Origin of the sequence: Onishia niordana (assembly GCF_004798965.1) — a bacterium.
Taxonomy (GTDB): domain Bacteria; phylum Pseudomonadota; class Gammaproteobacteria; order Pseudomonadales; family Halomonadaceae; genus Onishia; species Onishia niordana.
Window position 1 is genome coordinate 382288 of sequence record NZ_SDSD01000002.1, and the last position, 12516, is coordinate 394803.

Below are 12516 nucleotides of genomic sequence, written 5' to 3' on the forward strand. Positions count from 1 at the left end.
CGCTTGCACCTCATGTGCGGTGGCCGACTGCCACCCGGATCGCTTCCATCATGCCGCAAGAAATGTTCATGAGCCCTCATCACCGTCGCCCGGCAGGAGCCGGACGAGGTGCCCTGATGACTACGCTGCTTTGCGTAGTGTGGCTCGGTGGCTGTGCAACACCAGCGGCGCAGCAACCCGATCAGGACGACTCCGCCGAGGCGTATACGCGCCTCGGGACGGCCTATCTCGAGCGCAACAACCTGCCGCGCGCCATGCGTGCCCTAAGCCGAGCGCTGGATGTCGCGCCCAATGATCCCGAGGCGCTGCAGGCCATGGCGATGATCTTCCAGCGCCAGGGCGAGACGTCTATGGCCAATGACTACTTTCGGCGCGCGCTGGACGCAGACCCCGGCTTGACCCGGGCACGCAACAATTTCGCTGCCTTCCTGTATGCTCAGGGGCGAACTCGCGAAGCCTGCGATCAGCTGGCACTGGCCAGCGAAGACACACAATATGCCAATCGAGCCCAGCTATTTGCCAATCTGGGCCAGTGCCAGCGCGACCTTGGGAACACGGCGCAGGCGCGTGAGGCCTTGAAGCGCGCCAAGGCCATCAATCCGCGTCGACCCAGAAGCTATCTGCTGCTGGCACAGCTTGAATACGCGCAGGGACATCAAACTCGTGCTTGGGACAACATTCAGGCGCACATGCGCCTGACAGGCATTACTCAGGAGAACCTGACGCTGGCGCGCGATATCGCTCTCGCCAGAGGCGATAACGAGCAGGCCGATTTCTACGCCCGCCAGCTCACGTCTTCGGCTTCTCCGGACGAATCCCTTGGCACACCCTGACAACCGATTCTCGATCAAGGATGCTCAGTCATGAGCGACATGCACGATAACGACAGCATCGATACGGCCCGCCCGTCATCTCCCGGCGACATCCTGCGCGGGGAGCGCGAAAATCAGGGACTTTCTTTGGACGAGGTCGCCACCTCCCTGAACCTGCGCCCGGCCGTGGTCACTGGCCTTGAAAAGGACGACTATGAGCAGGTGCCGGTGGAAGCCTACCGCCGCGGTTATCTGCGCGCCTATGCCCGCCTGCTGGGCATCGACGAAACAGGGGTGCTGGACGCCTACCGGGCTGCCAACGGCGGCGTGACCGAAACCGAGCGTCGCGTGACACCGGTCAAGGTGGCCAAGCGCCCCTCGCGACTGGGCGCCTGGCTGTTCAAACTGGTCACGTTGCTGGTGATCCTTGGTCTCGTCGGCCTGACCCTACTGTGGTGGCAAAGCCGCGATGGCAGTGGCTTGCCCGGCATCGGCGACAACGAGCCGGTAGCCGTGGACACCCTGGACGGCACCGCCGTGACCGATGGCTCCACCGTAGAGAACTCGGCCGACGGCGACACAAGTGCCGAATCCGGCGACATGCCGCCGCTACCCGACGAGGACAGCGACATGGGGCTGACGGACGGCCAGAATAACGCTCAGAACACCGCTCAGAATACGTCTCAGAACGACGCCCAGAACGCGAGCCAGGACACCGGCGCAAGCGCCTCGGATACCGGCCAGTCAGCCGGCGACGCCACGTCTAACGAGACGGGCAGTGATGTCGCCCAGGCGGAAAGTGCCGCTTCCAACGACACGCAGGGCACCGACAGTGCCGAGCCGGCCTCGGCCGGGAGCGACGCCGGCCCTGCCGTGCTGGAGCTTTCCTTCAACGAGCAGTCCTGGACCGAAATCTTCGATGCCAACGACGATCGCATCTTCGTTGGCCTGCAGTCAGCCGGCAGCACCGCCCGGGCCGAAGGGGTAGCGCCCTTTCGCCTGACCGTCGGCAACGCCAGCGGCGTAGAGTTGCGCTACCAGGGCGAGACCGTCGATCTGACGGAGTATGCCGGCAGCAACAATGTCGCCCGCTTCAGCCTAGGAGAATGATCCCGCATGCACGCGCAGTCTCCCATCGTTAGACGCCGCTCACGCCAGATTCATGTCGGCAACGTGCCCGTGGGCGGCGATGCACCGATCTCGGTGCAGAGCATGACCAACACCGACACCCTGGACGTGGCCGCGACCGTCGGCCAGATTCGCCAGCTCGAAGCCGCCGGCGCCGACATCGTGCGTGTCAGCGTGCCGGACATGGACGCCGCCGAGGCGTTCGGGCGCATCAAGCGCGAGGTGAACGTCCCGCTGGTCGCCGACATCCACTTCGACTATAAGATCGCCCTGCGCGTCGCCGAACTCGGCGTCGACTGCCTGCGCATCAACCCCGGCAATATCGGTCGCGAAGACCGCGTGCAGGCCGTGGTCAGCGCCGCCCGCGATAACGGCATCCCGATCCGCATCGGCGTCAACGCAGGCTCCCTGGAAAAGGACCTGCAGAAGAAATACGGCGAACCCACGCCCGCGGCGCTGGTCGAATCGGCGATGCGTCATATCGATCATCTTGACCGTCTTGATTTCCCCGACTTCAAGGTCAGCGTCAAGGCATCGGATGTGTTCATGGCCGTGGCCGCCTACCGCGATCTGGCGAGCCGCATCGAGCAGCCGCTGCACTTAGGCATCACCGAGGCCGGCGGCCTTCGCTCGGGCACGGTCAAGTCATCGATCGGCCTTGGCATGCTGTTGATGGATGGCATCGGCGACACCATTCGCGTGTCCCTTGCCGCCGATCCCGTCGAAGAGATCAAGGTCGGCTTCGACATGCTCAAGAGCCTCAAGCTGCGCGCCAAGGGCATCAACTTCATCGCCTGCCCCAGCTGTTCACGGCAGAATTTCGACGTCATCGGCACCATGAATGCGCTCGAAGAGCGGCTTGAGGATGTCATGACGCCGCTGGATGTCTCGGTGATCGGCTGCGTCGTCAACGGCCCGGGTGAAGCCAAGGAAACCGATGTCGGCCTGACCGGTGGCTCTCCGGCCAACCTCGTCTATCTCGACGGCAAGCCGGCCAGCAAGCTGCGTAACGATCACCTGATTGACGACCTTGAAGCGCTGATCCGTGAGCGGGTTCGCCTCAAGGAGCAGACCGAACAGGACGTCATCGCCCGGGACGCCTGATCCCGACGCCCCCTCAAGGAGCAAGCATTGAGCACGCCCGAAACAAGCAAGAAAAAAATTCAGGCCATCCGTGGCATGAACGACCTGTTGCCGAACCAGTCGCCCCTCTGGCAGTACTTCGAGGGTCAGGTTCGGGCGCTGATGGGCCGCTACGGTTATGACGAGATTCGCACGCCGGTGCTCGAACAGACCGCGCTGTTCAAGCGCTCGATCGGCGAGGTCACCGACATCGTCGAGAAGGAGATGTACACCTTCGAAGACCGCAACGGCGACAGCCTGACCCTGCGCCCCGAAGGCACGGCGAGCTGCGTGCGCGCGGCCATGGAACAGGGCCTTTTGCACAACCAGACACAGCGGCTGTGGTACCAGGGTCCGATGTTCCGCCACGAGCGCCCCCAGAAGGGTCGCTACCGGCAGTTCCATCAGGTTGGCATCGAGACCTATGGCCTGGAAGGCCCGGATATCGACGCCGAGGTCATCCTGCTTTCCGCCCGCCTCTGGCAGCAGCTGGGCCTGGACAAGCACGTGACCCTGGAGCTGAACTCGCTGGGCTCCCTCGATGCCCGCGCCGCCTATCGTGACCTGCTGGTGGCCTACTTCAAGCAGCACATGGATGTCCTCGACGAGGACTCCCTGCGCCGCCTCGAAAGCAACCCGATGCGCATCCTGGATTCCAAGAACCCGGCGATGGTTGATGTCATCGAGGGTGCGCCCAAGCTGATGGATCACCTCGACGAGGCGTCCCGTACTCACTTCGAGGAGCTGACCGCGATTCTCGATGCCGCCGGCATCGACTACGTGATCAACCCACGCCTGGTGCGTGGTCTCGATTACTACTCGCGCACCGTCTTCGAGTGGACCACCACCGCACTTGGCAGCCAGGGTACCGTCTGTGCCGGTGGCCGCTACGATGGCCTGGTCGAGCAGTTGGGCGGCAAGCCGACACCGGCGGTCGGTTTCGCGATGGGCGTCGAGCGGCTAATCCTCTTGCTCGAGACCCTTGAGCTGGTGCCCGACGAGGCTCGCCCGCCGCTGGATGTCTATGTGCTCGGCATGGACACCGCGGCCACCCGCAGCGCCCTGCTGCTCGGCGAGCAGCTACGCGGCGCGCTGCCCGAGCTGCGCGCCCAGGTGCATTGCGGCGGCGGCAGTTTCAAGAGCCAGATCAAGAAGGCGGACAAGAGTGGCGCTCGCCTCGCACTGTTGATCGGGGAAGACGAGCTCGCCGAAAATGCCGTCACCGTCAAGTTCATGCGCGAGGACCGCGAACAGCAGCGTCTGTCCCGCGAGACCCTCGCCGAGATGCTGCCGGCGCTGCTCGACCGGCCGCTTGGCCAAGCCTAAACATCCATGATGCCCACTCCCGCACCAACGATCGGTGCGGGGGTCACTGACGCAAGGAGACCGCCCGTGGCGGAGCTGAACACCGATGAAGAACAGCTAGAGGCCATCAAGCGCTGGTGGAAGGAAAACGGCACCTCGCTGATCGCCGGCGTGGTCATCGCCGCTGCCGGGATCTTCGGCTGGAAGGCCTGGGAAGGTTATCAGGCCAATCAGGCCGAAGCGGCCTCCATGCGCTACCAGCAGCTGCTGTCGCTTGCCAGCCAACCAACGCTTGAAGATGCCGCTCTTTCCCAGGCCCGTGAACAGGTGACCGCGCTCAATGAGGAGCACGGTGGTACCCTCTACGCGGACCTGGCGAGCCTGATCGACGCGCGCTTGGCGGTGGCCGACGGCGACCTGGCGGGGGCCCGCGACGCGCTCTCCACGCTGATCGACGCCACCGAACGCGGCTATCTCAAGGACCTGGCACGGCTACGTCTGGCACGCCTGCAGCTGGCGGGCGACGAAGCCGATACCGCACTCTCGACCCTGGACGCCATCGACAGTGAAGCACTCGATGCCCAGCGCCTTGCGCTGCGTGGCGATGCCCAGTTGACCCTTGGTCAGAAGGACGAGGCCCGCGATGCCTATCGAGAGGCCCTGGCCACCGCTGAAGCCAGCGGCCAACCGCTGTTCGGCACTCAGCTCAAGCTCGACAACCTCGGCGCAGAGGAAGCTACGCTATGAAATCGACGCTGTTGATCGCCCTGGCATCCCTTGGCCTGCTGGCCGGCTGTGCCGGTCAGGTGGAACCCGAAACGCCGCCCAAGGAACTCAAGAGCTTCAGCGAGAGTGTGACGCTGGACGGCATCTGGTCGGTGCAGGTCGGCGACGGCCTCGGGGAGGCGCGCTACCCGATCAGCCCCTCTCAGGATGGTGACACCCTGTTCGCGGCCGATGCCGAAGGCGAACTGATGGCCATCAATGCCGAGAGCGGCGAGCGGCGCTGGACGGTCGAGCTGGAAAACCCCATTTCCAGTGGCCTGACCGCCGTTGCCGAGCGGCTCTACCTGGGCACGCGCAACGGCGAGGTGCTGGCCATCGATCAGGCCGACGGTGAAGTGCTGTGGCGCTCACGTGTGCCCAGCGAAGTGCTGGCCGCGCCCCAGCCCAATCAGCAACTGGTGGTCGTTCAGAGTGTCGACGGCAGCATCACGGCACTTGAGCGCGCAAGCGGCGCCGAGCAATGGGTCTACTCCACCAGCGACCCGGCCCTGACCCTGCGTGGCACCGGGACCCCAAGGGTCATCGAACAGGTGACCTTCGCTGGCTTTGCCAACGGCCGTATCGCGACGCTGGATAACCGTAGCGGTCAGCCGCTGTGGGAACAGCGCATCGCCGTGCCCAAGGGCCGAAGCGAAGTGGATCGTCTGATCGATCTCGACGGCGAGCCGCTGCTGACACGTGATGGCCGCCTCTATCTGACCAGTTACCACGGCCGCCTGGTGGCCATGGAAGCGCAGAGCGGCGAGCCCCTGTGGGAGCGCGATATCTCAAGCTACCTGTCACCGCTGATGGTCGGCGAAACCCTTTACGTGATCGACGACGCCAGCCACGTGCTGGCACTGGACGCTCTGTCCGGCCAACTTAAATGGCGCAGCAACACCCTCGAGGGTCGCCAGCTGACCTCCCCAGCCTTTGCCGATGGCAAGCTGGTGGTCGGCGACTTCGAAGGTTATGTGCACCTGCTCGATGCTACCAACGGCCAACTGGCCGGTCGTGAGCACATCGATAGCTCGGGCATCAGCCTGCGCCCCCTTACTGACGGCCGCCGCATTCATGCGCTGGCCAACGACGGGCGCCTAGAGGCGCTGGAGATCCGCGAACTACCATGAATCCTGTCATTGCCCTGGTCGGCCGACCCAATGTCGGCAAGTCCACGCTCTTCAACCGACTGACCCGTTCGCGGGATGCCTTGGTGGCCGACTTCCCGGGCCTCACCCGTGACCGTAAGTACGGCAACGGGGCGCTCGGCGACAAGACCTACACGGTGATCGATACCGGCGGCATCAGCGGCGACGAGCACGGCATCGACGCCGCCATGGCCGAGCAGTCGCTGGTGGCCATCGACGAGGCCGACATCGTGCTGTTCATGGTCGATGGCCGGGCCGGTCTGAATGTCGCCGACGAGGCCATCGCCAACCACCTGCGCGTCAACCAGAAGAAGACCTGGCTGGTGGTCAACAAGACCGATGGCCTCGACGAAGACACCGCCTCCGGCGACTTCTGGGGCCTGGGCATCGGCGATCCGCGCCCGATCGCGGCGGCCCATGGCCGCAACGTCACCTCTCTGATCGAGGAAGTGCTCGAGCCCTTCCCCGAGCGCGAGGCCAACGCCGCACCGCCGGATCTCAGCAACGGCGTGCGCATCGGTGTGATCGGCCGGCCCAACGTCGGCAAGTCGACCCTGGTCAACCGCCTGCTGGGCGAAGATCGCGTGGTGGTCTTCGACGAGGCAGGTACCACCCGCGATGCCATCGAGATCCCTTTCGAGCGTCGCGGCAAGCCCTATGTGCTGGTCGACACCGCCGGGGTGCGCCGTCGCAAGAACGTCAAGGAAATCGCCGAGAAGTTCTCGATCGTAAAGACCCTGGATGCCATCAAGGAATGTCATGTCGCGGTCATGGTGCTCGACGCGCGTTCAGGGCTCGTTGAGCAGGATCTTCACCTGCTCGACTATGTGCTGACGTCCGGGCGTGCCCTGGTGCTGGCGGTCAACAAGTGGGACGGCCTGGAGGCCGAGGCCAAGGAGAAGATGCGTGCCCAGATCAAGCGTCGCCTGGGCTTCGCCGACTACGCCGAGATGCACTTCATTTCGGCGCTGCACGGCACGGCAGTGGGTGATCTCTACCCGTCCATCGATCGCGCCTTCGCCTCAGCCAACAGCCACTGGTCGACCAATCGTCTGACCAACATCCTGCAGGATGCGGTCACCGAGCATCAGCCGCCGATGGTGCATGGTCGCCGCATCAAGCTGCGCATGGCCCACCAGGGTGGCAGCAATCCGCCGATCATCGTCGTGCACGGCAACCAGACCGAGGCGCTGCCGGAAGCCTACAAGCGCTTCCTGACCAACACCTTCCGTAAGGTGCTCAAGGTACGCGGCACGCCGATCCGCTTCGAATTCCGCTCCGGCAAAAACCCGTATGACAACATGGCCGGTGCCGGCGACAAGGAGAAGGCCAAGAAACGCGAGCTCGACCGCACCAAGGAAGCCCGCAAGAACCGTCGCTAGGGCCCTCGACCCACCGTCGAGCCTGACGCAAAATAGCCCCCGCCGGACCTTGTCCGGCGGGGGCTTTGTGTTGGTGAACCCCTCTCCCTCGACTATGCTGAGTGTCCACCGTGAATGGATACCGAGGGTAGCCATCATGTCATGCCTTTCCCTGTCTCACCCCTCGCCGGCGCGGCGGCGGCCCTGGCGCCACCTGCTGGCCGGCGGCCTGCTGATGCTGCTGAGCGCCTGCTTCGCCCTGCCCCAGACCGGGCTCTTCGCCATGCGCCTGGCGGTCACCTCGCTCGGCATCGAGAAGGTCAGCATCGGGCCCTACGAGATCGATGCCGGCCTCGATACCCGTGATATCGGCTCGCTGGTGGCCTCGAGCCTCGGCATGGGCAGCCTGCCACTCAAGGCCACCATGGCTCTGGGCCTGGGGCTTCCCGCTGGGCTGCCTGCGGTGCAGATGGCGGGCTTCAACTGGACCCTCGACATGCCCGGGCTGGACGCTATCAGCGGCCGCTACGATGAGGACGTGACCCTGCGCTCCGGAGACGAGGCCGACCTGCGCCTGCCGCTGGCGTTCGATCTGCTCGAGGCCGACAAGAGCCAGCTCGACCCGCTGGTCGCCCTCGCCCAGCAGATGGCCAGCACCGGTAACCTGCCCGCCGGCAGCGAATTCACGATCACTCCAGGAAGCCTCAGCGGGCTTGGCATGACGCTGCCCGGCGGCCTGTTGATGCCGAAGCTCGAGCTGGACGTCGGGGAAAGCGGCACCCTGATTCCCCAGGGCCGCGCAGGCTAGCGCTGCTCAACGCTCAGCGCGACGATGGGCGAGCGTCATCCCGCAAGCCAGGACATCCGATCAGCCCTCTGCTTCCAGCCGCTGGCGGCCCACCCACTGACAGGCAAACTGCCAGGCGATGCGTCCGCTGCGCCCGCCGCGCAGGGTGGCGAAACGCAGCGCCTCGGCGCGGGCATCTGGCGACCAGTCCTCGTCGCCACCGAGATGGGCAACCCAATGCTGGCTGGCTTCCAGATAGGCGTCCTGACTGAAGGGATGAAACGCAAGCCAAAGGCCGAAGCGGTCGGAGAGCGATATCTTTTCCTCGACCGCATCACCGTGGTGAAGCTCATCGTCCACCACTCGTGTTTCCTGATTGTCGCTCATCGATTCCGGCAGTAGGTGGCGGCGATTGGAGGTGGCGTAGAGCAGTACATTCTCGGGCGGGCCGGTGATGGCGCCGTCGAGTACGCTCTTCAGGGCCTTGTAGGCATCGTCATTGCCCTCGAAGGACAGATCATCGCAATAGACCACGAAACGCTGAGGCTCATTACGCAGCATGGCCACCAGGTTCGGCAGTCCCGCCAGGTCGTGGCGGTCCACCTGCACCAGGCGCAGGCCTTCGGGCGCCAGGCCATTGAGCAGCGCTCTGACAAGCGATGACTTGCCACTGCCCCGTGCTCCCCACAGGAGGGCATGGTTGGCGGGATAGCCGCGCAGGAAGGCACGGGTGTTGTCGATCAGGGCGCGCTTCTGACGTTCGATGCCCAGCAGGTCATCCAGGCTCAGGGCGTCCCTGGGTGGCACCGGCATCAGTTGCCCGCCAAGGGCATTTCGCTGCCACAGGGCGGCGGTATCATGTCGCCAGTCAATCTCGATCGACGCGGGTGGCAACCAGGGCTCTACCCGTTCTATCAGCTCTAGCAGGCGCCGGGCCAGGGCATCATCCATGCATCATCTCCTTCGTCTCAGGTCTCACGGTTTTACCGCGCCAGCGATCGGGGTATCTTGTGGCAAACTTAGACATGTCGTCCAGCGACCCTTTTCGCTGCCGTCCCAAGGAGAATCCCAAAATGCGTTGGATCAATGGAATAGCCGTAGGGGCGCTGACCATCGCCCTGGCAGCCTGTTCGAGTTCCCCCACCGGTCGCCAGCAGCTGACACTGGTGTCCGACCAGCAACTTAACCAGATGGGTGAGCAAACCTTCGAGCAGTATCAGCAGAAACTGCCCACCGTGGGCGGTGCCACCCTGAACTACGTGCAGTGCGTGTCGCGTTCGATCATCGCTGAACTGCCGTCAACGGATCTGGCTCCCCAGTGGCAGGTCAAGGTCTTCGAAGACGACTCGGCCAACGCCTTCGCCCTGCCCGGTGGCTACATCGGCGTGAACACCGGCCTTTTGGATATCGCCAATACCCAGGATCAGCTGGCGGCGGTGATCGGCCACGAGATCGCCCACGTGCTGGCACGCCATGCCAACGAGCGGGTATCCACCCAGCAGGCGACTCAGCTGGGGCTGTCAGTCATCCAGAGTGCCGCCGGTCTCCAGGGTGCTCAGGGCGAGGCGTTGATGGGGGCACTGGGCGCCGGGGCGCAGTTTGGCATCATGCTGCCCTTCTCGCGTAGTCACGAAAGCGAGGCCGATACGCTGGGTGTTCGGCTGATGGCCGATGCGGGCTTCGACCCTCGTGCCAGCGTCACCCTGTGGGAAAAGATGAGCCAGGCAGGCGGCAGTCAGCCACCGGCCTGGATGTCTACGCACCCCACCAACAGCCAGCGTATCAGCGGCCTTCAATCCAGCATGAGCCAGGTCGTACCCCGCTATGAACAGGCGCGTCGTGCCGGCAAGACACCCAACTGCGGGCGCTCCTAAATGAGTCAACGACTGCTTGCGCGTGCGGGGCTTGCGCTGCTGATTCTGCCTATCCTGGTGCTGCTGACGATCTATTTCGTTGAGCTTGGCAAGGTACGTGAATGCCTGTTCGACGATGGCCACTGGGACTACATCGCCGGCGTCTGCCGCGATACGCCTCAGCCCTTCGTGCCCTGGCTCGAGCGTGCGCCCTGGCTGGTCAACGGCGGTCTCCTGCTATCAGTGCTGGGGCTTGGCATGACCATGGTGGGGCTCTACGTCAAGAAACGCTGAGAAAGCCTCGTTCTCTTCGTCTTCGAGGAAGCGACACTGAAGCGAACGACAAGAAGCCCGCCGGTCTTGAGACCGGCGGGCTTCTCTGTATGGGACAACCCGCTAACGCCTTGCGGGCCTAGGCGTTGGCTTCAAGCGCCTGGCGCAACATCTCGCGCACCGGCGCCGTATCGGGACGCCGGTTGCGCCACTGGGTGAAGGACTCGGCCGCCTGCTCGACGAGCATGCCCAGACCATCGACCGGGCGAGCGCCACGCTCGGCCGCCCAGCCAAGAAACACCGTAGGCGTGGCGCCATACATCATGTCGTAGGCGGTCGCACCCGGTGCGAAGACATCATCGGGCAAGGGTGGCAGATCACCGCCAAGGCTCGCGCTGGTGCCGTTGATCACCACATCGAAATGGGACGGCACGGCATCGAAGCCGCTGCCATGCAGTCGTGTATGACCAGCCGTCAGGGCAGCGAAATCCTCGGCAAGGCCACTCGCCTTCTCGGCGGTGCGGTTGGCAATCAGCACCTCGGCAGGGCCCTCGGCGAGCAGCGGCTCGATCACGCCGCGCACCGCGCCGCCTGCACCCAATACCAGCACCCGTGCCCCGGCGAGTGTGATGCCATGATGTTTCAGGTCGCGTACCAGGCCGATACCATCGGTGGTGTCGCCGAAGGTGCGGCCATCCTTGCCAAGTACCAGGGTATTCACCGCCCCGGCGCGCCGGGCGCGGGGGCTCAGCACGTCACAGAGGCGGTAGGCGTCTTCCTTGAAGGGCACGGTGACGTTGGCGCCGCGACCGCCGGCCGCCACGAAATCACGCCAGGCGCCGGCGAAGTCATCCTTCGGCGCCTCGATGGCGGTGTACTCCATGGGCTCACTGCTCTGGGCGGCGAAGGCCGTATGAATCTGCGGCGACTTGGAATGCCCGATCGGATGGCCAAATACACAATAGCGATCGCTCATGCCTCGACCTCCTCGGCTTCACTGAGCCAATCCCTAGGCTTGAGATAATCCTGATACAGCACCTCTTCCGGGCTGTCCGGCTCCGGTGTCCAGCCATAGTGCCAGTGGGCCGCCGGGGGCATCGACATCAGGATCGACTCGGTGCGTCCGCCGCTCTGCAAGCCGAACAGGGTGCCGCGGTCCCAGACCAGGTTGAACTCCACATAACGTCCGCGGCGATAAAGCTGGAAGTTGCGTTCCCGCTCGCCGTAGGCCTCGTCGCGGCGGCGCTGGACGATCGGCAGATAGGCGTCGAGGAAGCTGTCGCCCACCGCTCTCAGGAAGGCAAAGCACTCATCAAAGCCTCCCTGATTGAGATCATCGAAGAAAAGCCCGCCAACGCCCCGGGTTTCGTCGCGATGTTTGAGATAGAAGTAGTCGTCGCACCACGCCTTGTAGCGAGAATAGACCTCTTCGCCAAAGGGCGAGCAGGCATCTCTGGCGACCCGATGCCAGTGCACCACGTCCTCGAATACCGGGTAGAAGGGGGTCAGGTCATAGCCGCCACCGAACCACCATACCGGCGCTTCACCCTCTTTCTCGGCGATAAAGAAACGCACATTGCCGTGGCTGGTCGGCACATGCGGGTTGGTCGGGTGCACCACCCAGGACACACCGACCGCATGGAAGCTGCGCCCGGCGAGCTCGGGGCGCGCGGCACTTGCAGAAGGGGGCAATTCTTCGCCATAGACATGCGAGAAGTTGACGCCGCCCTTCTCGAAAACGGCGCCGTTTTCGATCACCCGCGAGCGACCGCCGCCGCCGGTGGGGCGTTCCCAGGCATCTTCATGGAATTCGGCGCCGCCGTCTTCGGCGGCCAGTGCCGCACACAGGCGGTCCTGCAGGTCGAGCAGGTAGGTCTTGACGGCATCGAGATTGGCGTGTGCCACACGGCCTCCAGTCACAGCATTAAATGGGAAGGTAGATCACCGCGGCGACGCAACGGG

The 12516-nt window shown here is 64.4% G+C and carries 13 protein-coding genes; 10 read left to right on the plus strand and 3 right to left on the minus strand.

Going from position 1 to position 12516, the window contains the following annotated elements:
• Positions 1-116: 116 nt before the first annotated feature.
• The 8 genes from pilW to ETC27_RS05790 all read left to right on the plus strand — a co-directional run bounded on the left by pilW (position 117) and on the right by ETC27_RS05790 (position 8449).
• Positions 117-833 carry a type IV pilus biogenesis/stability protein PilW gene (pilW, locus tag ETC27_RS05755; RefSeq protein ID WP_240724818.1) on the plus strand — a complete coding sequence of 239 codons (717 nt, stop codon included), beginning with the start codon at positions 117-119 and terminating at the stop codon, positions 831-833.
• A 30-nt stretch (positions 834-863) separates the two neighbouring features.
• Complete coding sequence (locus ETC27_RS05760; protein WP_136254036.1) at positions 864-1922, plus strand: RodZ domain-containing protein; 1059 nt, start codon at positions 864-866, stop codon at positions 1920-1922.
• A gap of 6 nt (positions 1923-1928) precedes the next feature.
• Positions 1929-3044 (plus strand): flavodoxin-dependent (E)-4-hydroxy-3-methylbut-2-enyl-diphosphate synthase, encoded by a 1116-nt coding sequence (ispG, locus tag ETC27_RS05765; protein ID WP_136254037.1) that lies wholly within the window; start codon positions 1929-1931, stop codon positions 3042-3044.
• Between the two features lie 27 nt (positions 3045-3071).
• Positions 3072-4388 (plus strand): histidine--tRNA ligase, encoded by a 1317-nt coding sequence (gene hisS, locus ETC27_RS05770; protein WP_276605686.1) that lies wholly within the window; start codon positions 3072-3074, stop codon positions 4386-4388.
• Between the two features lie 66 nt (positions 4389-4454).
• Positions 4455-5114, plus strand: a complete 660-nt coding sequence (locus ETC27_RS05775) for a YfgM family protein (protein WP_136254038.1) — start codon at positions 4455-4457, stop codon at positions 5112-5114.
• Positions 5111-6262 carry an outer membrane protein assembly factor BamB gene (bamB, locus tag ETC27_RS05780; protein ID WP_136254039.1) on the plus strand — a complete coding sequence of 384 codons (1152 nt, stop codon included), beginning with the start codon at positions 5111-5113 and terminating at the stop codon, positions 6260-6262. Before ETC27_RS05775 ends, bamB begins: the two co-directional genes overlap by 4 nt.
• A complete protein-coding gene (gene der, locus ETC27_RS05785; RefSeq protein WP_136254040.1) occupies positions 6259-7662 on the plus strand; it encodes a ribosome biogenesis GTPase Der in 1404 nt (467 codons plus the stop codon). Before bamB ends, der begins: the two co-directional genes overlap by 4 nt.
• A 136-nt stretch (positions 7663-7798) precedes the next feature.
• Positions 7799-8449: a hypothetical protein gene (locus tag ETC27_RS05790; protein WP_439331790.1), complete on the plus strand. Its 651-nt coding sequence runs from the start codon at positions 7799-7801 to the stop codon at positions 8447-8449.
• A 60-nt stretch (positions 8450-8509) separates the two neighbouring features.
• On the opposite strand, the gene ETC27_RS05795 is transcribed toward ETC27_RS05790, so the two are convergent.
• Positions 8510-9379 (minus strand): ATP-binding protein, encoded by an 870-nt coding sequence (locus tag ETC27_RS05795; RefSeq protein WP_136254041.1) that lies wholly within the window; start codon positions 9377-9379, stop codon positions 8510-8512.
• A 122-nt stretch (positions 9380-9501) separates the two neighbouring features.
• On the opposite strand from ETC27_RS05795, the gene ETC27_RS05800 reads away from it, so the two are divergent.
• A complete protein-coding gene (locus ETC27_RS05800) occupies positions 9502-10302 on the plus strand; it encodes a M48 family metallopeptidase (protein WP_136254042.1) in 801 nt (266 codons plus the stop codon).
• On the plus strand, positions 10303-10575 hold the full coding sequence (locus ETC27_RS05805; protein WP_136254043.1) for a hypothetical protein: 273 nt from the start codon (positions 10303-10305) through the stop codon (positions 10573-10575).
• A 118-nt stretch (positions 10576-10693) separates the two neighbouring features.
• Here ETC27_RS05805 and aroE read toward each other — a convergent pair whose 3' ends face one another.
• Complete coding sequence (gene aroE / locus ETC27_RS05810; RefSeq protein ID WP_136254044.1) at positions 10694-11530, minus strand: shikimate dehydrogenase; 837 nt, start codon at positions 11528-11530, stop codon at positions 10694-10696.
• Entirely contained in the window at positions 11527-12459 is a 933-nt protein-coding gene (hemF, locus tag ETC27_RS05815) for an oxygen-dependent coproporphyrinogen oxidase (RefSeq protein ID WP_136254045.1), read from the minus strand. Before hemF ends, aroE begins: the two co-directional genes overlap by 4 nt.
• Positions 12460-12516: the final 57 nt, after the last annotated feature.